Annotated in this window: 24 protein-coding genes; 9 read left to right on the top strand and 15 right to left on the bottom strand. The window is 40.7% G+C overall.

Going from position 1 to position 22,390, the window contains the following annotated elements; all coding sequences use genetic code 11:
* Window positions 1–112: 112 nt before the first annotated feature.
* The 6 genes from CSV75_RS00285 to argC form a co-directional block, all read right to left on the bottom strand.
* Window positions 113–1,729, bottom strand: coding sequence for a methyl-accepting chemotaxis protein (locus CSV75_RS00285; RefSeq protein WP_099674294.1), 1,617 nt, complete (start codon window positions 1,727–1,729; stop codon window positions 113–115).
* A gap of 265 nt (window positions 1,730–1,994) precedes the next feature.
* Window positions 1,995–3,536 (bottom strand): NlpC/P60 family protein, encoded by a 1,542-nt coding sequence (locus tag CSV75_RS00280; protein ID WP_099674293.1) that lies wholly within the window; start codon window positions 3,534–3,536, stop codon window positions 1,995–1,997.
* Between the two features lie 320 nt (window positions 3,537–3,856).
* Window positions 3,857–4,987 carry an acetylornithine transaminase gene (locus tag CSV75_RS00275; RefSeq protein ID WP_099674292.1) on the bottom strand — a complete coding sequence of 377 codons (1,131 nt, stop codon included), beginning with the start codon at window positions 4,985–4,987 and terminating at the stop codon, window positions 3,857–3,859.
* Window positions 4,984–5,763, bottom strand: coding sequence for an acetylglutamate kinase (gene argB, locus CSV75_RS00270; RefSeq protein WP_099674291.1), 780 nt, complete (start codon window positions 5,761–5,763; stop codon window positions 4,984–4,986). Before argB ends, CSV75_RS00275 begins: the two co-directional genes overlap by 4 nt.
* Window positions 5,726–6,949: a bifunctional ornithine acetyltransferase/N-acetylglutamate synthase gene (gene argJ / locus CSV75_RS00265; protein WP_199171270.1), complete on the bottom strand. Its 1,224-nt coding sequence runs from the start codon at window positions 6,947–6,949 to the stop codon at window positions 5,726–5,728. The genes argB and argJ overlap by 38 nt, the downstream gene beginning before the upstream one ends.
* A 39-nt stretch (window positions 6,950–6,988) precedes the next feature.
* A complete protein-coding gene (argC, locus tag CSV75_RS00260) occupies window positions 6,989–8,029 on the bottom strand; it encodes an N-acetyl-gamma-glutamyl-phosphate reductase (protein WP_233189590.1) in 1,041 nt (346 codons plus the stop codon).
* A 193-nt stretch (window positions 8,030–8,222) separates the two neighbouring features.
* Between argC and CSV75_RS00255 the strand changes: the two genes are divergently transcribed.
* Both CSV75_RS00255 and brnQ read left to right on the top strand, forming a co-directional pair.
* Window positions 8,223–9,002: an enoyl-ACP reductase FabI gene (locus CSV75_RS00255; protein WP_099636781.1), complete on the top strand. Its 780-nt coding sequence runs from the start codon at window positions 8,223–8,225 to the stop codon at window positions 9,000–9,002.
* Between the two features lie 111 nt (window positions 9,003–9,113).
* Window positions 9,114–10,433 (top strand): branched-chain amino acid transport system II carrier protein, encoded by a 1,320-nt coding sequence (brnQ, locus tag CSV75_RS00250; protein ID WP_099674290.1) that lies wholly within the window; start codon window positions 9,114–9,116, stop codon window positions 10,431–10,433.
* Window positions 10,434–10,540: 107 nt separating this feature from the next.
* On the opposite strand, the gene argH is transcribed toward brnQ, so the two are convergent.
* Entirely contained in the window at window positions 10,541–11,863 is a 1,323-nt protein-coding gene (gene argH, locus CSV75_RS00245; protein ID WP_099674289.1) for an argininosuccinate lyase, read from the bottom strand.
* A 309-nt stretch (window positions 11,864–12,172) separates the two neighbouring features.
* Here argH and CSV75_RS00240 point away from each other — a divergent pair, with 309 nt between their 5' ends.
* The 4 genes from CSV75_RS00240 (at window position 12,173) to CSV75_RS00225 (ending at window position 14,945) form a co-directional block, all read left to right on the top strand.
* Window positions 12,173–13,105 (top strand): cation diffusion facilitator family transporter, encoded by a 933-nt coding sequence (locus CSV75_RS00240; RefSeq protein ID WP_099674288.1) that lies wholly within the window; start codon window positions 12,173–12,175, stop codon window positions 13,103–13,105.
* A 4-nt stretch (window positions 13,106–13,109) separates the two neighbouring features.
* On the top strand, window positions 13,110–13,562 hold the full coding sequence (locus CSV75_RS00235) for a protoporphyrinogen oxidase (RefSeq protein ID WP_099674287.1): 453 nt from the start codon (window positions 13,110–13,112) through the stop codon (window positions 13,560–13,562).
* Window positions 13,562–14,497 carry a TRM11 family SAM-dependent methyltransferase gene (locus CSV75_RS00230; RefSeq protein WP_099674286.1) on the top strand — a complete coding sequence of 312 codons (936 nt, stop codon included), beginning with the start codon at window positions 13,562–13,564 and terminating at the stop codon, window positions 14,495–14,497. Before CSV75_RS00235 ends, CSV75_RS00230 begins: the two co-directional genes overlap by 1 nt.
* A 244-nt stretch (window positions 14,498–14,741) precedes the next feature.
* Window positions 14,742–14,945, top strand: coding sequence for a hypothetical protein (locus CSV75_RS00225; RefSeq protein WP_099636775.1), 204 nt, complete (start codon window positions 14,742–14,744; stop codon window positions 14,943–14,945).
* 206 nt (window positions 14,946–15,151) lie between these two features.
* Here CSV75_RS00225 and CSV75_RS00220 read toward each other — a convergent pair whose 3' ends face one another.
* From CSV75_RS00220 to CSV75_RS00215, 3 genes are all read right to left on the bottom strand, one after another.
* Window positions 15,152–16,519, bottom strand: a complete 1,368-nt coding sequence (locus tag CSV75_RS00220; protein ID WP_099674285.1) for a leucyl aminopeptidase family protein — start codon at window positions 16,517–16,519, stop codon at window positions 15,152–15,154.
* A gap of 45 nt (window positions 16,520–16,564) precedes the next feature.
* Window positions 16,565–16,720 (bottom strand): hypothetical protein, encoded by a 156-nt coding sequence (locus CSV75_RS16380; RefSeq protein ID WP_199171269.1) that lies wholly within the window; start codon window positions 16,718–16,720, stop codon window positions 16,565–16,567.
* Window positions 16,721–16,842: 122 nt separating this feature from the next.
* Window positions 16,843–17,079, bottom strand: a complete 237-nt coding sequence (locus tag CSV75_RS00215; protein ID WP_099674284.1) for a hypothetical protein — start codon at window positions 17,077–17,079, stop codon at window positions 16,843–16,845.
* Between the two features lie 88 nt (window positions 17,080–17,167).
* Between CSV75_RS00215 and CSV75_RS00210 the strand changes: the two genes are divergently transcribed.
* Complete coding sequence (locus CSV75_RS00210; protein ID WP_099674283.1) at window positions 17,168–17,611, top strand: YaiI/YqxD family protein; 444 nt, start codon at window positions 17,168–17,170, stop codon at window positions 17,609–17,611.
* A gap of 59 nt (window positions 17,612–17,670) precedes the next feature.
* Here CSV75_RS00210 and CSV75_RS00205 read toward each other — a convergent pair whose 3' ends face one another.
* A complete protein-coding gene (locus CSV75_RS00205; RefSeq protein WP_099674282.1) occupies window positions 17,671–17,970 on the bottom strand; it encodes a cupin domain-containing protein in 300 nt (99 codons plus the stop codon).
* Window positions 17,971–18,314: 344 nt separating this feature from the next.
* Between CSV75_RS00205 and CSV75_RS00195 the strand changes: the two genes are divergently transcribed.
* On the top strand, window positions 18,315–19,394 hold the full coding sequence (locus CSV75_RS00195) for a type III polyketide synthase (RefSeq protein ID WP_099674281.1): 1,080 nt from the start codon (window positions 18,315–18,317) through the stop codon (window positions 19,392–19,394).
* A 1-nt stretch (window position 19,395) separates the two neighbouring features.
* Window positions 19,396–19,923, top strand: coding sequence for an isoprenylcysteine carboxyl methyltransferase family protein (locus CSV75_RS00190; RefSeq protein ID WP_099674280.1), 528 nt, complete (start codon window positions 19,396–19,398; stop codon window positions 19,921–19,923).
* A 149-nt stretch (window positions 19,924–20,072) separates the two neighbouring features.
* On the opposite strand, the gene CSV75_RS00185 is transcribed toward CSV75_RS00190, so the two are convergent.
* The 4 genes from CSV75_RS00185 to CSV75_RS00170 are packed head-to-tail and all read right to left on the bottom strand — an operon-like array spanning window position 20,073 to window position 22,354.
* Window positions 20,073–20,813, bottom strand: a complete 741-nt coding sequence (locus tag CSV75_RS00185) for a thermonuclease family protein (RefSeq protein ID WP_099674279.1) — start codon at window positions 20,811–20,813, stop codon at window positions 20,073–20,075.
* Between the two features lie 13 nt (window positions 20,814–20,826).
* Window positions 20,827–21,168 (bottom strand): fluoride efflux transporter FluC, encoded by a 342-nt coding sequence (locus CSV75_RS00180; protein ID WP_099674278.1) that lies wholly within the window; start codon window positions 21,166–21,168, stop codon window positions 20,827–20,829.
* Window positions 21,165–21,539: a fluoride efflux transporter FluC gene (locus tag CSV75_RS00175; protein WP_099674277.1), complete on the bottom strand. Its 375-nt coding sequence runs from the start codon at window positions 21,537–21,539 to the stop codon at window positions 21,165–21,167. The genes CSV75_RS00180 and CSV75_RS00175 overlap by 4 nt, the downstream gene beginning before the upstream one ends.
* Window positions 21,540–21,556: 17 nt before the next feature.
* A complete protein-coding gene (locus tag CSV75_RS00170) occupies window positions 21,557–22,354 on the bottom strand; it encodes an alpha/beta hydrolase (RefSeq protein ID WP_099674276.1) in 798 nt (265 codons plus the stop codon).
* Between the last annotated feature and the right edge of the window lie 36 nt (window positions 22,355–22,390).

The following is a 22,390-nucleotide window of genomic DNA, read 5'->3' as shown; positions in this document are numbered from 1 at the left end:
TGAGAGATCTACTATAATTAATTGAACCAAAAAACAAAGACACATTCCAAATTCTTGGATTGGGTCTTTGTTTTTAATTTGCTGATTTTCCATTTGCACTATAGATGAAAGATTAAAACGTGAAGCGGTGGACGATACGACTTAACGCTGTTGCTTCGTCTGTTAGTTTGCCGGCATCACTTGCCAACTGCTGGATTCCCTCTACTTGTTCATCCATACCCGCTACTGTTTGAATGACACTTTCCGTGAATTGTTCAGAGATCTTAGTAATTTGCTCAATGATTTTTTCGATTTGCTCACCGTCTTTAATTAATTCTTCCGCGTGAAGGCTATTGCTTGTGACAGCTGATTTAGTATCTATCACGGCGTCATTCATCAAGTGGATGGATTGACCGGCTACTTTGACGATTTCGACACCTTCCTCAATAGTATCCGCATTCGATTCAACATGTTGAACGGCGATTTTCACTTCGTTATTTGTTTGTTCTAACGTTCGCACAACATCGTTTGCGAATGCATTCGTTTCTTCTGCCAGTTTACGAACTTCGTTTGCTACGACTGAGAATCCACTCCCCGCTTCTCCTGCCCGCGCTGCTTCGATGGAGGCATTGAGTGCTAATAAGTTCGTTTGTTCAGCGATTTTCGTAATAAGAGAAACTTTTTGAATGACTTGATTGATATCCTCAGCGACCTGCATAATTTTTCGTGAAGATACGTGAACGGCTTCATTGATTTGCCGCATCTTTTCCTCTGTTTCTTCAATTGCTTGACTACCTTCTGATGCAGCAATCGACGCATTTTCAGACTTGGAAAGTGTTTGCTGTATGCGCAATTCCATTTCCCGAATTCCTGCCATCATCGTTTGAACCATCGCATTGGCGGATTGCAGTGAAGATAGTTGTTGCTCTGTTCCACCTTGGAAGTTTTGCATAGTTTCTCCATATGAAGTGAAGACATTTGATAATCGACCCGCTTCCGAAGCCTGCACTTTACTAATTTGATCCACGATTTCAGAGGAGCGATCAAGTTCTGTGACGATATTTTTTGTACCGATAACAATTTTATTAATTTCAAAACCAATTTGATTAAATTCAGATCGAGATCTTTCAGTCACTTCGGCTGTTAGATCACCAGATGAGATTTTTCTTGTGACTTTACGCCAAGACCGTACACCTTTCATGACCATCATATAGAGAACAGATGTGAAAATGCCCGAAAGAAGTAAAGACATACTAACAAATGCAATGACCTGTAGGATAGATAGATTAAATATATTCGCAAGTGTCCCCATGGCTAAAGCCGGCAATACAACAGCTAAAGTCGCTCCATATAGAATAAATCTCTGATGATTTATTCTGCCTAATCGCAGTGTGAATTGCCTGTTTCCTACTTGAATAATCGGCATAGCCGCATCGATAAGTCGCTCACCGGATTTTCTATCATACACTTGCAGTAACGGCTTGGTTGTATTTGCAGCACGCAAGCCAATGGCATCGGAAAATACTGTACCTTCCCATAACCGATTAGTATGAATATAGCTTCGACCCATTTCATCCACAATGACAAAGTATTCATCTTCTTCCAGCTGTTCATCCAATAATTGATGAAGTACTTGATAATTCAAAGTAAATGATTGTTCGTTTTCTATTAATGGCTGAATGCGTTTTGTGACCCGTTCTACTTTTTTAAGCGCATTACGTGCAGAAGATGTTCTTAAAAGCTTTTCCAATCACGTCACCTCTTTAGGTCCTTTTATACTATATAATTACTATATCATAAATTATGAGAAAGGTCTTAATGATTCTTTTTGAAATGTGATCATTCGTAATATTTGGATATCAAAAAGTATATCCTATCTTGTTTGGTAACATATTACTTCCTCATGGATGTACTACTTTACTCATTCTATTTTTACATTAGCTTTTCGTGTATATGCCTTTCATTAAAGTACGAGACACTAAAAACGTACAGACATCATTGTCTGTACGTTTTCCTCATTTTACATATCTTCTAGCTGAAACATATTCTGATTTATACGGTTCCGCAGTCATTGGAATGATCTCTACAGTCCGTTTGGGATTTGGAGCATGGATCATTTGTCCGTTCCCCGCGTACATCCCTACATGATGAATGATTCCTTTTCCTTTATTATAGGCAAAGAACAGTAGGTCACCGGGTTGTAAATCTTTCTTCTGTACCAAAGTTCCATTCAGTGCTTGCACGGATGCATCACGTGGTATATCAATACCATGCTGCCGATAGACAGAGTACGTGAATCCAGAGCAATCCAAACCAAATCCCGAAGTTCCTGCCCATAGATACGTTAATTCGTCAAAAAGCTTGGCTGTTTCCATGATTTGCTGTGTTGTTGGCTTTGGCATGACACCATCCGCTCCTATGATCTTCACCGCACTTCTATCAATATACTTCACTCCGTCAGCAGGTGTCTGAACAGCGAGTTTATTATCCAGGACGTTTACTATAGGCAATGTTGTATTGAAGCTAATTGAACGAAAATGCTGCTGACTATTTTCATTCATTGTAAGTGTGGTTGATTTAGTTGTCACCATGGCTGTGTCGCATGTTGCATAGTTAGGATATACTGTTGTCAAATGATTTTTCAGCATCCACCCCGGGTAACCCGCTGCGTTTTTAGGAGACTTTTGGTCTACTACTGCCACTTGAACCCAGTCACCTTTTGTCTGCAGGACTTTTACTGTTTGACCATATAGTGCTTGAGTTTCTAATTTACCTACTAGCCATTGTTTTTCGCGCACACTCATCTGGGCAACCCATTTCGTAATATCAGGCGATTTGTTTGTGGCATACGCATCAACTGTTCGTGATTTTCCTGGCTCTTTCCAAAGTGTTGTAACAGGAACATTTACTGTTTGCACTGGCGTATTACTCGGCTTATAACAAGCAGATTGTTCTCTGAAGTCTGGTTCAAGAATTCGCGCAAGAAATACTGCAAAGTGCCCACGTGTTAATGTTTGATTCGGCTTATAAGTGTTATCTAAATAGCCTGTCGTAATGGCATTTACAGATAATTTTTGTATATCGGATAACCCCCAGTATGTTGCAGGTACATCACGGAATCGATATGTCGTATTACCCGTCAAGTTGAATGCCCGAACGAATACCGCTGCCATCTGTCCACGTTTCAAATTGCCATACGGTTGAAATTCATTTTTCTCATTACCCATAAAAATACCTTCATCGACCATTGTGGCGATCAGTGCGTAATGTGGGTGAGACTGCTTTACGTCTGACAGTTTTACTTCGGGTCTATTATGTACAGAGATTTTTAGTGCGCGTTGGATCATTCCAGAGGCTTCGAGACGTGTAATTGGTTCGTTTACACGGTATTTGGTGTTCGGTTTTTCTATGATAATATCATTTTCAACTAGGTATTGTATTTCTTCAGCTGCTGAGTGCTGAGGACGTACGTCTTGGAAGACGGTAGCAAGTGAATTCGTTGGGATTGCCAATAGGGCTAGCATCATCGTTAGCACTATTGCACTTATCTTTTTCAATTCTAGGACACTTCCATTCTCTTAGGTAGTTTTGCCTTAACTATACCTGAGCAATAATTCTTTGTATAGAAAGAATTCGAAAAATGGATATGATTTTCTCTCGAAAAACTTTTAAAGGAATAAGTGTAATGGATTAGTATAGTTAGCAAGGACGTAGTTATTACTGGTTGCTATTCATCGATGTTTGAATTGTAATTAGTTTACATCTGACCTGAACTTACACCCACGCAAAAAAGATCTCTCTTGAAGCATTTAGACTTCAAGGGAGATCTTTTGTTTACTGAATAGCAGTTCACAGACTACTTTAATTCAAATATTTCTTAAACCAATATATTCTTTAATATCGCCACTGCCTGGTCGATTTCTTCTTTTGAAACCGTCAATGGTGGTAATAGACGAATGACATTCGTTCCAGCAGGTACAAGGAGCAAGCCTTGTTTTTCGGCTTCTTGGATGTATGAACCGATTTCATTATTTGAATGAATACCAACTAATAAGCCATTACCGCGAATCGAATATTTATTATTTGGTAGTTCTGATTGGAGTTGTTGCTTCAGATATGCAGACTTTTCTTGAACGTCCTTTAAGAATGCTGGATCAAATACATGATCGACTACTGTTTGGGCAACTGAGATCGCTAATGGATTACCCCCAAAGGTTGTACCGTGTGTGCCAGGTCCGAATGTATGGAACAGCTCTTCACTAGCTAGCATTGCACCAATAGGGAACCCGCCACCAAGTCCTTTAGCAAGTGACACAATATTAGGTTTTAATGCGGTTTGCTCGTAGGCATAGCGAGTTCCTGTGCGTCCAATTCCTGTCTGCACTTCATCGATAATGAGGAGAATACTATGTTCTTTACAAGCAGCCGTAATCGCTTCAGCGAAAGCCGGTTCGATAGAGTTCACTCCACCTTCCGCTTGGATGACTTCTAGCATAATGGCAGCCACGTTATCGTTCGTCGCTTGTTTCAAAGCCTCGATGTCATTAAACGGCAATGCCTCAAAACTTTCAAGCATCGGACCGAATCCTTTTTGGATTTTATCTTGACCGGTAGCCGCCATTGCGCCAAAGGTTCTCCCGTGGAATGACTGTTTGAACGATAAGATATGATGCTTGCCTGTATGTTTGCGTGCTAGTTTAATCGCAGCTTCATTCGCTTCGGCCCCACTGTTACAAAATAACGCATATGACAGATCTGTATTTCTTGTCAATGATTCAGCAAGTTTTTCTTGCTCTGGACTTTCGAATAAATTGGATATATGCCAAAGCTTTTCACTTTGTTCTTGTAATGCTTTAACAATCGCAGGATGAGCATGACCTAAACTAACGACTGCGATACCGCTAGTAAAGTCTAAATAGTCTTTCCCTTTATCGTCTGTTACTACAGTACCTTTCCCCTTTACGAGATGTACCGCGCGTCTTGCATAGTTATTGAATAAATACGTCACACGATTGCCCCCTCATTGGTAATGACCGTGCCTTTTAATTTTTGACAGACAATTTGTACAGATGGAATACCCGCTTCTAGACAATCGATAGCCGCCATAACTTTCGGGATCATTCCTCCGTAAATATCTTCTGTTTCAATCCAGCCATAAATAGCTTGGGGTCCCACTTCTGCTTGAGGACGATCTTGAATGCGGATTCCCGATGTATCCGTAACTAATAATAAACTTTCTGCCTCGACAGCTAATGCAATTCGACTCGCGACTGTATCCGCGTTAACATTTAGTGGTTCTCCAGAAATCGTTGCACCGATACAAGAAATAACGGGAATAATTTCTGCATCTAGTAGCGCATCCAAGACTTCCGTTTCAACTGTTTTTATTTCTCCCACATAACCATACGTTTCAAAATCAAGGACATCACATGTAAATAAGTTCGTATCGAACCCGCTTAATCCAATCGCTTTGATTCCCGCGTGATTGAAGCGGTGTACGAGCGCTGGATTTACTTGACCTATCATGGTTGACTGGACGATACCAATCGCTTCAGCTGACGTAACACGGAATCCTTTAACTACAGTCGAAGTGACTCCACGATTTTCAAGCTCTTGATTAATATTCGGTCCTCCACCATGAACAATAATCACTTGAACACCATCTTGCTGTAATTTTTTCACACCCTGAAAAAAATCGTCACTTAACTCGTCTAGCATACTGCCACCTAGTTTAATAACCTGTCGTTTACGTGCGGTATGTTGCGTTGATTTGGACGTAGTCATAAGTAAGATCGCACCCCCATGCCATTCCCTGACCAGCTCCCTGGTTTAGTTCTATTGCAAATTTTACTTCGTGTTGTTTAAGATAAATCAACAGTTCTTCTTCTGAAAACGGAATAGGTTCCCCGCTTTCTACTACTACAGTGTCACCGATATAGATTTTGATATCTTCAGGATCTATTGTCGCACCGCTATATCCGACTGCCGCAATGATTCTCCCCCAGTTGGCGTCACAGCCAAATACTGCCGTCTTGACAAGTGGTGAGCCTACAACAGATTTTGCAATTTGACGCGCTTGTTCATCGGAAACTGCACCCGTCACTTTTGCTTCGATTAATTTGGTAGCACCTTCTCCATCTTTAGCAATCATTTTTGCCAAATCACGTGATACGGCATGCAATGCATCGACGAAAGATTGCCATTCGGGATGATCTGGAGTTAATGAATGATTACCCGCAAGTCCGTTTGCCATAACGAGTACCATATCATTCGTTGATGTATCACCGTCTACTGTAATGGAGTTGAAAGTTACATCCGTAATTTCTTTTAATGCTGTTTGTAAATGTTCTGACTCGATATGGGCATCGGTTGTAATGAAACCTAGCATCGTCGCCATATTCGGTTCAATCATTCCCGAACCTTTTGCAACACCCGCAACTACTACTTCACGATCATCAATCACCGTTGCATATGCAGTGTTTTTCGTTACGGTATCTGTAGTTAAAATTGCTTGGGAAAATTGAATGGAACCTTCTAATGTATCCAACGGTTGAAGTTTTTCAATACCAGAGAGTAAAGGCGCCATATTCATTTGTTCACCTATAACACCTGTTGACGCAATCCCTACAAGATTCTGGTCAATACCTAGGTGATCTGCAGTTTTACGTTGCATACTCACTGCGTCTCGCATGCCTTGCTTTCCAGTACATGCATTTGCGTTACCAGAATTAATAACAATCGCTTGCATTTTTTGAGTTTCGTAGACAACTTTCTTTGTCACTTGAAGTGGAGCTGCCTGGATTACATTCGTTGTGAAGACACCCGCAACACTCGCTGGCACTTCGCTGACTAATAGTGCTAAATCATTTTTCTTATGCTTTAGCCCACAGTGAATGCCGACTGCCTTGAACCCTTTTGGTGAGATAATATTTTTACGCGAGATGCGCTTCATACCTTCGATAGTTTCCATAATCGTGCTCCCCTCAATTCTTGTGTTCAAATTACTTGTTTAAATCCATAATGGAATGAGATCGATTCCTGTTTTTTCATTTAAACCATATTGGATATTCATATTTTGTATAGCTTGTCCCGCGGCGCCTTTCACCACATTATCAATGACTGCTATAATCGTTGCTTGATTTGTGCGTGGATCTACTTTGACATGTATATCGCAATAATTGGAGCCATATACCTGTTTTGTGCTAACCTTTTGCACATCTGTCAAAATCCGAACAAACGGACTATCTTTATATGTCTCTTGCAAGCAATTTATAAGCTGTTCTTGCGTTACTTGTCCATTTACTTTCGCATAGCTCGTCGTCATGATACCTCTTGTCATGGGAACTAGATGCGTAGTGAACATAATGGGTTCCGGCTGATCAGCAAATGTATTCATTGCTTGCTCAATTTCTGGTATATGCTGATGCTGATGAATCTTATATATAGAGAAATTTTCATTCGTTTCACTGAAATGTGTCGCTTGGCTAGGCTTATTCCCCGCGCCAGATACGCCACTTTTCGCATCGATTATTAATCGGCTACCATCAATTAGTTTATTTTTCAATAAAGGAAGTAAAGATAGTAGAACTGCTGTCGGGTAACACCCTGGATTCGCAATGATTTCCGCATCGGCAATATGATGTTTATTCCATTCAGGAAGTCCATATACACTTTTCTCCAAGTGTTCAAGTGGCGGTGCATCTTTTTGATACCATTGCTCAAAAGCCGCTTGATCTTTCAGTCTAAAATCTCCCGATAGGTCAATTAATTTAGCACCTGCACCCACCAATGGTGGAAGTAACTTAGTTGTTACGCCAGCTGGTGTACTGAAAAACACCGTATCTAACTTGCTAATATGTTCAGGTTCTATAGCTTTCATCGATTGATCGTGAATATTCACGAGATGTGGATATTTTTGGGAAAAGACTGTCCCCACTTCTGAGGAAGTGAATAAATCAATTTGTTCAATTTCCGGATGGTTTTGTAGTAACCGTATTAACTCTAGGCCACCGTATCCAGACGCTCCTACGATTCCAACCTTCAACGTCATCACCTCTTTATTCATTACAGACAAGTATACGTATGTATAATTATAAAGTCAACTGTATTTTTATTTATTAACAGTTAATTTACCGATTCTATTTCCGTTCTTTTAGAAAATCTATAACTTCTTCCTCACTATATGTTATTATTATGGAGAGTATAATATGATCAAATGAATAATAAGATTTCAGGAGGCTATTATGGTAGATTTATTAAAATTATCCGGTAAAAACATTGTGATTATGGGTGTTGCGAATGAACGTAGTATTGGTTGGGGAGTAGCAAAAGCATTATTCTCAGTTGGTGCGAATGTCATTTTCACATACCGTAAAGATCGCTCTCGTGATAAATTAGAAAAAGCATTGGCTAAAAGCGAATTTACAGCCACGCAAATTGTTCAATGTGATGTGAATAGTGATGAAAGTATAGAGCAGGCTTTCAAAACGATTGGCGAACAAGTTGGTGTGATCCACGGGGTAGTTCACTCCATTGCATTTGCACATCAACAAGATTTGCATAATCCATTCGTGGAAACGACCCGTGATGGATATGCGTTCGCGCAAGATTCCAGTGCCTATTCATTGGTGGCAACAGCACGTGAAGCCCGTCATTATATGACAGAAGGTGGAGCGATCATTACGATGAGTTATTTAGGCGCAGAACGCGTTCTTGAAGGCTATAATGTAATGGGTGTTGCAAAAGCCGCACTTGAAGCTTCAGTACGCTATTTAGCATCCGAGCTAGGTGAACAAGACATTCGTGTAAATGCGATCTCTGCCGGAGCGGTTCGTACATTGTCCGCAAAAGGTGTTCCTTCCTTTAATACAATCCTCAGTCAAATTGAGGAACGTGCGCCATTAAAACGTAACGTTAAACCTGAAGAAGTTTCGGATATGACCGTGGCGATGCTAAGTAATTTATCGAGTGGTGTGACAGGTGAAGTCATCTATGTAGATGCTGGCTACCACATTATGGGGTAATCTTATAAAGGATTCTCTTAGGAGAATCCTTTTTTATGGGCACTTTTCATTAAAATGCCATTAATAATCGAAATACATACACTTTTCAAAGTACCTCAGGAGGAATTCCAAATGAATAGATTTACAAAATTCGATACGTTGAAACTGGGGCTGACGATGTTTGCTCTCTTTTTCGGTGCAGGAAATATGATTTTTCCACCGTTACTCGGTCAACTAGCTGGAACGCAAACATGGATTACACTAGCTGGTTTTTTAATAACGGGAGTCGGTCTTCCCTATCTAGGCATAATTGCAGTAACTATGAGCGGCAATCAATTAAATGATTTAGCCAAAAGAGCGTCGCCTTTATTCGCCATGTTTTTTCCATTCGTTATATATTTGGCACTTGGACCGTTCTTCGGAGTTCCTCGTACAGCGACTGTTTCATTTGAAATTGCGGTTTCCCCATTTATGCCGGATTCGTATTCTAAGTTGGCATTGGCGCTCTTTTCCATTTTATTTTTTGCAGTGACGATTTGGCTCTCCTGTAAGCCGAATAAAATTGTCGATCGATTCGGAAGTATTTTAACTCCAATATTGCTAGCTATCGTAACGATTATTGTCGTGATTGGAATCATCAACCCAGTGGGTGAAGCAGGCGCGCCACAAGGATCTTATGTAGAAGATTACTTTTACAAAGGATTTATTGAAGGTTACGGAACAATGGACGCAATGGCAGCGCTCGTCTTCGCTATTATCGTAATTAATGCCGTGAAGGCAAAAGGTATTACCGACAGAAAAGCAATCACTTCCATTACGATGAAAGCAGGATCCATCGCAGTACTCGGGCTGAGTTTTGTCTATGCCGGATTAGCATATTTAGGGATGACGAGCCGCTCTGTAGCAGAAGGTGCAACGAACGGTGGAGATATTTTAGCAAAACTTGCATATGCTTTGATGGGTAATAACGGATTATACCTACTTGGACTTGCAGTAACACTAGCTTGCTTAACAACATCTGTTGGATTGACAACCGCTAGTGCTACATACCTCTCCAAAGTCGTACCTAGGATTTCCTATCAAGCATTCGTGTTTATTATTTGTTCGTTTTCTATGATACTTGCGAATGTCGGCCTCACGCAATTGCTTGCAGTGTCCATTCCTGTACTAGTCGGAGTGTATCCTCTAGCCATTGTCCTCATAACTTTCAGATTGTTACATCCGTTATTTAAGGGCTATCATGAAGTGTATAATTACGGTTTACTAGCGGCTGGTCTTATTGGATTCTTCGATGTGTTACGTGCATTCAATGTCAATCTGGTACCGGTTACATATATTTTGGATTTCCTACCATTATATGAACAAGGTATTGGCTGGATTTTGCCTGCAATCGTGTTTGGCGCGGTAGGATTTATAGTCGCTTCTGCTCAAGGCAAGCCCCGTGTTGAATAATAAAAAGCCTGCGGATATTCCGTAGGCTTTTTACATGCTAATTATTGTTTAGTTTTACTTAGGAAGTACTCTCTAGTGTTAGTAAAAAAATGGCTTCCTTGCTAGAATTACTGTTCTATCATCAATCCTTTGTTACCTTTTGAAATAATTGCTTCATAATCGATGTATTCGTAGATATCCTCATCGATATGATCGCTGTACTTTTTGAGTTCCCCCAATGTTAGATCTTCAATCGCTTTGTTTTCCTGTTCACAATAAAGAATAATTTTTCCGACCACTTCATGAGCATCACGGAATGGCATACCTTTTGCGACTAAATAGTCTGCCACTTCTGTTGCATTTAGGAAACCACCTTTAATCGCTGCTTTCATTTGATCCGCATTTACCTGTAGAGTATCGATCATTTTAGACATGATTTCCAAACAATCCAGAACTGTATCAAGTGCGTCAAAGAATTGTTCTTTGTCTTCTTGCATGTCTTTATTATAGGTTAATGGCAATCCTTTCAACGTCGTGAGTAAAGCGAATAGAGAGCCATATACACGTCCTGTTTTTCCACGGATCAGTTCTGCTGCATCCGGATTTTTCTTCTGTGGCATGATGCTACTTCCTGTTGAATAGGCATCTGAGATTGTGATGAAACGGAACTCTTGGCTGCTCCAAAGAATCAGTTCTTCACTTAAACGACTCATATGCATCATTATGATGGAGAAATCGGACATCAATTCTACTAAGTAGTCGCGATCACTGACCCCGTCAAGGAAGTTATCAACCGGTTTATCGAACCCTAGTAATGCAGTCGTCACTTGACGATCAATATCATGTGTCGTCCCAGCTAATGCGCCACAGCCAAGTGGATTTTCATTCAAAATCTCGGCAGCATTTTGCACACGTTTCTTATCGCGTTTGAACATTTGTGCATAAGCTCCCAAATGATGTCCAAACGTGACAACTTGTGCGCGTTGCAAATGTGTGTAACCTGGCATAATAACATTGTTTGCTTTTCCCTTTGACTCAAGTGAATCGATTAGGACCTGAAGCGCGTCTATGACGACAGAAGTTTGATTTCTCGCATATTGCCTCATATCGACAGCTACTTGATCGTTTCGACTACGCGCTGTATGTAATTTCTTGCCTGTCTCTCCTACTCGCTCTGTTAGATTCATTTCAACGAATGAATGAATATCTTCATAATTACCTTCAATTTGTAATTCGCCCGATTCGATATCTGCCAAAATCGACTGTAAGCCGTTTACAAGTAATTCGCCTTCCTCGGGTGACAGTAAATCTGAATGTACTTGCATCGTTACGTGTGCAATACTACCTGCGATGTCTTCTCTGAATAGACGATAATCAACAGGCAAAGAGCTGTTGAATTTCTCCATAATCTTATCTGCTTTGCTACTAAAACGACCGCCCCAAAGTTTCATTATTCATCATTCCTCTCAACGTGTATTTTTATTCGTATTTCTGTATACTGATTATCCCTATTGCCAACTTGCATCAGATCTATTCTTTTATTTTGACACAGTGGACGAATTTTTTCTACTTTGAGTAATGTTGTGTCTGCTTGCATAAACCGTATATTTATGGGATAATAATTGAACTATAAATGAATGAGTGATGACAATGAGAAACTTTGTCCCAATCCAACAATTAAAATTACGTATGACCTCGCCTAAGCTAAGCGAGGTTTTTTTGTTGCTTATAGGAAACACTCTTAGAGGAGGGAAACTTTTATGACAATTCATGTACGCGAACATTCTACTTCTGCCATTTTAGCTATCTGGATTAGTTTATTAAGTAATATCATCTTGACTGTATTAAAACTGGTAGTCGGATTCATTTTCAGAAGTCCTGTTTTACTCGCAGACGGTTTCCACAACGCAGGTGATGTGGTAGCTTCTGCCGCTGCACTGACATCCATGCAAATTTCAAAACGTCCTGCTGATGAAGATCATCCGTATGGACACGGCAAAGCGGAAGTCATCGGTTCAAGCATAGTCGCTATTATTTTGGGGTTAGCCGCAATCTATATTGCTTTCGAAGCTATAATGGCTTTATTCGAAGATCCTGCTAAAGCGAGTAAAATTGCCTTAATCACTGCGATTGTGTCTCTAATTTGGAAATATATACTCTATGTCTACACCATTCGAATCGGTACCGCGGAGAACAGTAAAGGCCTGATCGCAACGGCCTATGATCACTTGGCAGATGTCTATGCCTCACTTGCCGCAGTGGTAGGAATTGGACTTGCTTTAGTTGGAGATGCTTACGCATTGCCGCTACTCACATACGGTGATCCCATTGCAGGTATTATCGTCTCGATTCTTGTCTTAAAAATTGCTATTGATATCGGTAAGGAAAGTATTGATATATTAATGGAGAAAAGTGTAGGCGATGAACGATTAGTCGCTTTTGAAGAATTGATTCACTCCATTCCAGAAGTGAAACGAATTGATCGCTTGCGTGCAAGAGAACATGGTCATTACGTATTGGTGGATATTCGTATCGGTGTCAGTGGTGATTTAACTATACAAGAAGGTCATGTTATTTCGAGTAGATTACGTAATTTGATCATGGCAAAAAATGAAGATGTCGACGAAGTGTTAATTCACTTAAATCCGTGGTATCCCGAAAAGCAATCCGGTATACTTACTAACGAGGAGTGAAAAAATGAGTACATTAACAATTAAAACAATAGAAGTATGTGTAAAAGAAACGGAGGAAGCAGTACGCACTGCGGATGAACGTTTTTTACACGAACCCATCTCGTATTTGAAATCCAATATAGCTGAGTTTCTTTTTGTCGAGTCACCTGAATTTGATGAAATCCAAGTTGATTCGCTAGCACTTGAAGTGGACGATATTTTCAAAACGTATATGGCGTTATTTGGTTTACAAGGCAAGAAAAAAGAAGGCGAACTAATTCGTACATTTATTGAGGAAAAACTTCAGCACAACTTAAATGGTTTTAGTATTTCGTTTTCGGATAACGAAGGTTTCTGGGAATTGAATGTTCCGTTTGATTCTCTTAATGGATTTGATGAGGCGATGTCCATAAAAGATGCATTACAACTTCTATATGTAGTACTGGATGATTTGCATAAAATGAGAGCAAATAGCTGATGGCATTGCAGTTTATCTACACGTATATTCGACACCGTGATGAGAAAGAATTATGTCGGATGGAGATGCGGGCTTTTTTCGGACAGGATGCAGAGGATAACGTGATCGTAAGTGATATTGCGGTTGATCCGTCACGAAGTCCGTTCATACAAACACGACTCGAAGTCTTACTGGATGCGGACAGCTTGGAATTGCTGGCCGACAAAGCTTCTGAATTGGAGGTCGATCAATTATTTAAAACAGTCTGCTTGAACGATATAACGCTTGCGGAAACAGCTAAAATTGGTCATGATACTCGTCGTGACATTGAGCGCACCATAGGTTTACAGATCAACGGTGAACCAGAACTCGATCATCCGGAAGTGTTCATTGGCATTATGAAATTGGATAATCGCTGGTACGCAGGGAAATTACTTTATAGTTCTTCTGACTGGCATGTGCACCAACAGAAGCCGCATATGTACTCTACTGCGCTGGGTACCCGTTTAGCTAGAGCCGCCGTCAATATCGCAGTGCCACACCCTGAAGGAAAACGCGTCATCGATCCTTGCTGTGGAATCGGAACTGTCCTTGTCGAAGCACTATCTATGGGGATACCTATTGAAGGTCGTGATATTAATCCACTCGTCGTCTATGGTTCGCGAAAAAACATCGACTACTTCGGTCTGAAAGGCAATGTCACAATAGGTCCAATTGCCGATGTCGACGAAGAATACGATGTGGCGATCATTGATATGCCGTATAATTTATTTACACATATTACTGCAGAAGGTCAACTCGAGATTTTGAAAGAAGCTCGTCGTTTTTCAAAAAGCTGTTTAATCATCACAATTGAGAATATGGACGAAATGCTCGAAATTGCTGGATTTGAGATAGTAGATCGTTGTCTTGCTCGCAAAGGTACTTTTTCGCGTGAAGTAGTTCTATGTAAATAATGAAAGATGCGTGGGGATTTTTTCCTCACGCGTCTTTTTTCCATTTTGGGGCAGCAGCAATTTTATTCACAAGTACATACTTCCCTTTATTTGTTAACTTGATAAATCGTAATAATTGTTATGTGTTTCATTACAAGAAGTGTGAATTTTGTAAATTAGGGGAAACAGAAGTAATGAGCATATTATCTTTTACACTATTCGTTTTTTCCAGTGAACAATTATTCTTAAGTAAGGAGTGATATCTATGTTTATTAGCATCATGAAGCTTTTAAGTATTCTCTATCTATGGACATGGTTCGTATGGCCATTCGTTTTTGTTATATCAATAATTTATGCAATCAAGGAGCTAGTGAAGGAAGAACCAGCATTTATGAAACCTGCAATTATCGCATCGGTATCTTTGTTAATCATTCTAGCAGGACTCGCCTCCCCTTCGTTGTTTTTATGAGAGATTAAATCGAAGTCAAAGCGGCAGAGCATTTCGTTGCACTTATGATGAGAAGGCTCAAGTCGCGCCCCCAGGAAGGTATTTCCAGTTAGAGCATCAATTCAATTACAAATAGTAGTAACCCTTCAATGCTAACTCCCTGTAATCAAACATACAAAAAAGAATGTCCCTTGAAGTATCGTTACTTCTAGGACATTCTTTTGATATTATTTAGTCAACGACACTGCATAATCCGCAAGCAAACGTGCTCCGTAACCTGTTGCAGATTTTGTGTAATACCCCTTCGATTTCTGCTTATCCATGACACCTGCCATGTCCACATGCAACCAGTTATTCTTCGGAGCGAACTTACGCAAGAAGAGACCAGCCGTGATCGAACCTGCCACAGTTAAAGAACTAATATTATTGCAATCAGCATAGGTGCTGTCAAGTGATTCCTCATATTCATCCACTAGTGGAAGTGGCCAAACGAAGTCGCCGTTTTGATCGCCGATTTTCTTCAGTTTATAAGACAACTCCTCATCACCAAAGACTCCACCGACTTCTGTACCTAGAGCAGCTACAACCGCTCCGGTCAATGTAGCAATATCGACTGTGTAATCAGCATGTAATTCTCCTGCTCGAATTAATCCATCAGCCAAAATCAAACGTCCTTCTGCATCTGTATTACCGACTTGTACACTGATGCCGTTCTTATATTGAATAATTTCGCCCGGCATTACAGCATCAGGTCCAGGTGTATTTTCAACCATTGGAATCAGCACGACTACATTCACTTTCGCATCTGAATGAGCTAGTAGTGATAATGCACCGCTGACGGCTGCTGAACCGCCCATATCCATACGCATGTCACTATCATCGCGTCCGCCCTTCAAGCTAATACCGCCTGAATCGTACGTTACGCCTTTTCCGACAAGAGCCACGAGTGGTTTTGATGCATCTGTCTGCAGAGTCATCTCAACGAATGAAGGCTCATACTTACTGCCACGGCAAACTGTTAATACGCCGTTCATTTCGTGGTCTTCGATTTCTTTTTTACCTAGTACATTAATTTTCACTTTTGTTCCTTTAAAATGGTCTTTTAATACTTCTGGATACGTCTCTGGGTTCAATACATCAGAGAGCTCATTCATCAAATCCCGAGAAAACGCCATAGCGGCAGCACGTATTTCTCCTGATTTGACTGCTCCTTGATCTGCACCAATTACATCTAATGTAGTTACAGGATTCGCCTTTTTAGATTGGTAGCGGTCAAAGTTATAGGCGCCAAGGTGCCATCCTTCGACGAAAGCCGTGACTGCTTCGTCTACAGACGACCATTTTTGCGCTAGCTGATCTGCTTGAATCGAAGCAGAATGTACCTTTTGTGCCGCGAGCTTGCGAGAGATTTCACCTGCAATACTGCGAATTGCATCTACTGTTTTCCATTCTTTATTTTTTATAACGACTAGCTGTTTTCCCTCATGTACAAACGTGGAAAATTCCTCGGCTTGATTGTCGACAAATTGCTTCACCAACAGGTTCTTCGTTATTTGTCCATCTGTTGAAAATAAAATTTCTACATTGATTTGCATAGTTATAATAGCTCCCTCCACTATTTCGGTTTCCTAAATAGTTTATCACTTTTTACCTGATAGCGCTAAGAAGAGCGTTGCTAGCGGTCCTAAAAACAAAGAGATGATAAACCAGTTCAATCCGCTTCTATTTTTTCCCTGTGCCAATACTGCATTGATTAAAGCTAATGTACCCCATCCCACGAAATATCCTTCATTCATTTTTCATCACTCCGTTATGTTGTTGTATTGTATACATACGATTTGCCAAGCAGCTTGGTTTCATTAATAACGGTTAACGCAAAAAAGGAACATCTGTGATGTCCCTTTTTTGCATGATTTTATTAGCTACCTATTGATGTGGGTGCATTATCCTCTGTCGCATTTCGGTAGTTTTGATTACCGACTTTAGCTCTTACTTCTTCTTCTGTCAACGGTGGTGGAATTTCGTGATCTGCTAATGCTTTGTTTTCAAGTGGCACTTCTACGTTCTCCATGGCAGCATTCTTTGCATCTATTTCGCGTCCATATTGCTCACGTTGTTCTGCAGTAGTTCGTTGTTCTTTTGATAAATCAGCCATTTCATCACCTCAACCTCATGTTTTTACTTATCTTTCCCGATATTTGCTATACTAAACCTACTAGAAGAAGTAGGAGGAGAGGGATAACGTGACAACGATTTTAGTGGATGCAGATGGCTGTCCGGTAATTAATGAAACGATCGGAATTGCAAAAGAATACGGCCTACCTTGTGTATTAATATGTGACACTGCACATGAAATGCATCGGGAAGGCGCTGAGACGATTACTGTTTCCAAAGGTGCCGACGCAGTCGATTTTGTATTGGTGAACCGTATAAAAAAGGGGGATATCGTCGTCACTCAAGACTATGGATTGGCTGCTATGGCGTTGGCGAAACAAGGTTTGCCTCTTGATCAGAACGGTAGATGGTATACAAATGACAATATTGATCAATTACTTGCAGCACGTCATAAAGCACAGAAAATCCGCCGAGCAGGAGGTCGTTTACGCGGCCCCAAAAAACGAACTGCTGAACAGAATGAAGGATTCGTTTCCAGTTTGCGTGAATTATGTAAAACAATTCAGCATTAAATTAGTCTACATAATAAACAGAGACTTTAAGTACTACTTGCGGTCTCTGTTTATTATCTTCACGGCTTTACTTGAATAACTAAAACGTCTGAATCCTCTACCGCATGCAAACTATGTCTTTCTAGCGGCACCATATGCAAGACATTATCTGGCGTTACATCAATCGGCTCGCCTTCCACTGTGAATCGTACTTTTCCTTTTCGCACAATGATGAATACTTCTTTATTCGCATCATGCTCTGCCACTTCCTCACCTGCACGCAATTGAATATTCATCAAGATTGCATTGTCGACATCCGCCACTTTTTCAATATGTTTTTTCTTCTCAGTTAGCTGATTCTTAGTATCGATTACATTCATAACTTATCTCCCCTTTCAAAATTTCTTGCATTATCAGTTTATACGATTTTTGTTTACCATAAAAGTGATACGTAATAGAAACGGGCATGATTCCTTAGTGGTTGCACAACGCATCTAACACTTTATAGTTTTCTGCTACCTTAAAAGGGGAATAGTGGGATAGGATGACAACGCCCGATCCATTTTGGATGGTCGAAGTACTGCAAGATGGAATAGGAAATTAATCTACTATACTTAATTCTATCTTTAAGACAAGTCCTTCACTTCCATTGCATATAGTTAACGAGAAGCTACGCCATAATTTACTGCTCGCGCACGCTATTAATTTTATCGGAGGTAACCCTATGCCAATTATTCAATCTGTCAGTACCGTTAGGCCGCCTGTTGATTTACCACAGGAAGAGGCTATGACATTTGCCCGCTCTTTATTTTCGGATTCATTTAAAGATATCGATCGCTTGTTGAAAGTTTTCCAAAACGGTGAAATTGATTCACGACAAGTATGTATGCCGTTGGAATGGTATGCGGAGCCACATGATTTTGAAACAAAAAATAACTTATACATTCAGCACGCCGTGACACTTGGTAAACGGGCAGTCGAACAATGTCTTACCAATACGACTTCGCTTGAACGTCCGGTGAATGCTGCTGAAATAGACGCGATATTCTTTGTTTCAAGTAGTGGTATTGCCACACCAAGTATCGATGCCCGTCTTATTAATGAATTACCATTTCGACATGATATTAAACGTATCCCTATTTGGGGTCTTGGTTGCGCAGGTGGGGCTTCGGGTATGAGTCGGGCTTTTGATTACTGTAAAGCTTATCCTGAATCGAATGTTCTCGTTCTGGCTATAGAGCTTTGCAGCTTAACGTTTCAACGGGATGATGTGTCGAAAAGTAACTTGGTCGGTGTTTCATTATTTTCCGATGGTGTTGCTTGTGCACTTGTTTCTGGAGAACAGTCTACCGTTAAAAGCACTCGTCCGATGCCGCATATCCGTGCAACATCTTCACGTTTCATGCCCAATTCAGAGGACGTGATGGGCTGGGACATTAAAAATGATGGCTTGCATGTGGTCTTTTCAAAGAGTATTCCAAACGTTATCAAGAGTTGGTTAGGACCCTTCGTGCATCAATTCGTAGAAGATCATGATCTGTCAATGGAAGACGTACAGCATTTCGTTGCCCATCCAGGCGGTAAAAAAGTATTGGATGCTTATCAAAAAGCATTGGATATGAATCAAGAGCAAACCGCTACGTCGAAAAAAGTATTGCAATATCATGGGAATATGTCGTCTCCTACTGTGCTCTACGTACTCAAAGATTTCATCGAGCAGCAGCCTGCTAAAGGGGAATACGGGTTAATGGCAGCACTGGGTCCAGGCTTCTGTGGAGAACTACTGTTGTTGGAGTGGCAGTGAAATGGGTAGGCTCTTCCTGTTTGTTTTTATCATCGTCGTTATGCAACGATTAGTAGAATTAGTCGTCGCTAATCGTAACGAGAAGTGGATACGCAGTAAAGGCGCAATAGAAATCGGCGCATCCCATTATAAATGGATGGTTCTGATGCATACGGCATTTTTCATTTCCTTGCTAATCGAAGTTCTGTTATTCAACCGTCCCTTATCACCATTCTCAGGTGCCTTTGTTGCAGTCTTCCTATTGATGCAAGTTCTGCGTGTCTGGTGTCTGTTATCATTAGGGAAGTTTTGGAACACTAAAATTCTCATACTACCAGGAGCGAACGTACGGAAAAAAGGACCTTACCGCTGGATCCGCCACCCGAACTATGTCATTGTCACAACTGAACTGATTGTCTTACCTTTACTATTCAGTGCATACTTCACAGCGGGTCTATTTTTAATACTAAACATCTGGATGCTGTCCGTTCGCATTCCCACTGAAGAACGTGCATTGCGGGAGTTTACGAATTATAATGAAGTGTTTTGATAAAAAAAGAATGAAGGCAATTCCTTAATAAACAGGATTTGCCTTCATTCTTTTTTATTAACATGTATATACAAAAATGCTACGCCCGTTACCCGTAAATGGAAAGCGTTCGCTAATGCGTTCCTCGTACTTACTTCGTATTTCTATACTTAACAAGCTTGTCCATCACTATTGCCATCTAGATGTTCTTTATATGCAGGGTGTCCTTTCGTAACGCCCTTCGGATATACTTTACGCAGTTCTGTACAATTCTTAAAATCCTGTGTTTCACCATAGACAGGTATCTTCACAGAATCAGCGGGATATTTCTCACTATCAAAACCTCGGTCTGTTGTATAATCTTCCAACGTCCAGATCCCTATGCCAGATTTCTTGGCTTGTTGCTCCGCTTTTTCAAATGCATCCAGATGCCGTGTGTTAGGTGGATACACATAAGCGACTCTCGCTAATCCCTCTTTCAATAACTGCTCTTGCACACTCTTGCCGTCTATGTAAATATACGCTAATAATCTGCCGTATTTATCGTATTTTCCGCCTACATCAAACTCGATTTCAAGACGTCCTTTTTGCAGTAGCTCTTGGTTACGCACTTTAGCTTGCTGCCCGTAAGGTTGCTTGCCAAGACGGGGATGGTTCGTTTCTGGTGTATCAATTAATAAATACCGTACATTTTCTTCTTTACCTTCATACATAATCTTGATCGTATCACCGTCAATTGTTTTGACTAATTCAACAGGTATAAGACCTTGACGACTCGGTTCTTTTTCCTCATCCTCAAATAGTTCTGGGAAATATATTGCAACTATCACAACCCCTAAAGCAATCAAGAATGATGTAATCATTTTCTTGCGTTTATTTTGTTTCACTTTGGATGTCGTTTTCTTACTCATCAGAACCTCTTTTCTATAAGCTAAAACCTAAAAAGGCCAAGCCTATCCCCACTATGAACGTTACAAGTGTATAACAAATGGCTTGGAGCTTTTGACCTCCAGCCCAGAACGTCCAAATCTCTTTCATTAACGTAGAATAGGTCGTTAAAGCGCCAGCCACACCCGTTGCAGAGAACAACGTCCAACTGAGTGAAAGATTTGAACCTATAATCCAACCAATGAAGAAGCTTCCAATTGAATTAACAAGTAGCGTTCCATATGGCTTACGTTTTCGATTGAGCTTGGAAGATACCTCAAAACGCAATAGCGCCCCTATAAATCCGCCACAACCAACTGCTATGAAATGCCAGATCATACCGTTAACCTCCTAGCAAATGAAAAGCCAAGCGCCGCCATAGCTAGTCCACCTAATAAACTGCTAAAGACGTAGGCAACAGCAAGTCCAAAAAATCCATCACTTAGCAATTCAACTGTTTCTACACTGACCGCTGAAAACGTCGTAAATGCACCAAGGAATCCTGAAGTTATCACTGTCACTGCTAGAGAGCTAAGACTACCCAAAAGACGGGCACGTTCCACTATGTAGCAAAGTATAAACGTACCCATCATATTCACTAAGAATGTAGCGATAGGAAAAGAAGCACTGACGATCAACAGGTGACCGATCAGCAGCCTTGTGCTCGCTCCAAAAGCCCCAGCCACGCCTATGTACAGACGTTCTCTCATATGTTCACAACCTTATTTCATTCGATAATATATCCTAGCGAGTGAAGTACATTATGGATGAATGATAGTGTATATAAATAGACCCCTTCTTGCTCAGGTGCTTGGATGACATCGTGCTCAACATCTTTCCATCGTTTCCATTGCAGTTCAGATAGATTTTGTGCGAATGCCCACTTGCGTGTGTAATCGGTATTGGTGATTTGATCCGCTTCCCCCGTATGCAGTAATAATGGTACGTCCTGGATAATTAGATCAGGTTGCATAACTGATTTCATAAGCGTCTGTAACTCGCGGTACCAGCCGCCCGTCACAATGGATACATACATTGGATCTTCCGCATATTGCTCCAAGAATTCAGGATTGCGTGATAGAAGTTCAGGCGTGATTTCATGATCCAATGTCATCGTTTGAGACCACTTTGTAAACATTTTCGCACGGATCGGCGGATGATGTTCTAGATGTAGCCAAGGCGATGTGCAAATGACTCCTGCACAATCAATTCGTTCCATCTGTAATAAACGAAGTAAGAACGTAGCACCCAATCCATGTCCAAATAAAAACACAGGCAAATTATCATCTAAACCGCTACGGATCATTTTTTTGATAAATCTACGGTAGTCTCTAAATGCCTCAGCATGCACTTCAACATTTTCTTTGCCGTGACCAGGTAAATCTCCTGCTACGACATGAAAGCCGTCACTTCGAAATTTTTGTATGAGCCATACATATCTTCTATGATGTTCATATGCGTTATGTACAAGAACGATAACACCTTTCGCCTTACCTTCTGCTTCCCACTTCCACAAAGTTACCACTCCTTATTTGACTAGCTTATTCTATCCATTTCATTC

The organism is Sporosarcina sp. P18a (genome assembly GCF_002743135.1).
In the GTDB taxonomy this organism is placed as follows: Bacteria; Bacillota; Bacilli; order Bacillales_A; family Planococcaceae; genus Sporosarcina.
This window is presented reverse-complemented; position numbering and strand designations above follow the sequence as displayed.

Bases quoted from the DNA above. Each gene is read 5' to 3' on its own strand.
- CSV75_RS00235 (WP_099674287.1), top strand. From the start codon at position 13,110: ATGAGTACATTAACAATTAAAACAATAGAAGTATGTGTAAAAGAAACG.
- CSV75_RS00255 (WP_099636781.1), top strand. From the start codon at position 8,223: ATGGTAGATTTATTAAAATTATCCGGTAAAAACATTGTGATTATGGGT.
- argH (WP_099674289.1), bottom strand. From the start codon at position 11,863: ATGAAACTTTGGGGCGGTCGTTTTAGTAGCAAAGCAGATAAGATTATG.
- brnQ (WP_099674290.1), top strand. From the start codon at position 9,114: ATGAATAGATTTACAAAATTCGATACGTTGAAACTGGGGCTGACGATG.
- CSV75_RS00180 (WP_099674278.1), bottom strand. From the start codon at position 21,168: ATGATCTGGCATTTCATAGCAGTTGGTTGTGGCGGATTTATAGGGGCG.
- CSV75_RS00175 (WP_099674277.1), bottom strand. From the start codon at position 21,539: ATGAGAGAACGTCTGTACATAGGCGTGGCTGGGGCTTTTGGAGCGAGC.
- argJ (WP_199171270.1), bottom strand. From the start codon at position 6,949: ATGGAAACTATCGAAGGTATGAAGCGCATCTCGCGTAAAAATATTATC.
- CSV75_RS00220 (WP_099674285.1), bottom strand. From the start codon at position 16,519: ATGCAAATCAATGTAGAAATTTTATTTTCAACAGATGGACAAATAACG.
- CSV75_RS00225 (WP_099636775.1), top strand. From the start codon at position 14,742: ATGTTTATTAGCATCATGAAGCTTTTAAGTATTCTCTATCTATGGACA.
- CSV75_RS00240 (WP_099674288.1), top strand. From the start codon at position 12,173: ATGACAATTCATGTACGCGAACATTCTACTTCTGCCATTTTAGCTATC.
- CSV75_RS00195 (WP_099674281.1), top strand. From the start codon at position 18,315: ATGCCAATTATTCAATCTGTCAGTACCGTTAGGCCGCCTGTTGATTTA.
- CSV75_RS00185 (WP_099674279.1), bottom strand. From the start codon at position 20,813: ATGAGTAAGAAAACGACATCCAAAGTGAAACAAAATAAACGCAAGAAA.
- CSV75_RS00215 (WP_099674284.1), bottom strand. From the start codon at position 17,079: ATGGCTGATTTATCAAAAGAACAACGAACTACTGCAGAACAACGTGAG.
- CSV75_RS00205 (WP_099674282.1), bottom strand. From the start codon at position 17,970: ATGAATGTAATCGATACTAAGAATCAGCTAACTGAGAAGAAAAAACAT.
- argC (WP_233189590.1), bottom strand. From the start codon at position 8,029: ATGACGTTGAAGGTTGGAATCGTAGGAGCGTCTGGATACGGTGGCCTA.
- CSV75_RS16380 (WP_199171269.1), bottom strand. From the start codon at position 16,720: ATGAATGAAGGATATTTCGTGGGATGGGGTACATTAGCTTTAATCAAT.
- CSV75_RS00230 (WP_099674286.1), top strand. From the start codon at position 13,562: ATGGCATTGCAGTTTATCTACACGTATATTCGACACCGTGATGAGAAA.
- argB (WP_099674291.1), bottom strand. From the start codon at position 5,763: ATGACTACGTCCAAATCAACGCAACATACCGCACGTAAACGACAGGTT.
- CSV75_RS00190 (WP_099674280.1), top strand. From the start codon at position 19,396: ATGGGTAGGCTCTTCCTGTTTGTTTTTATCATCGTCGTTATGCAACGA.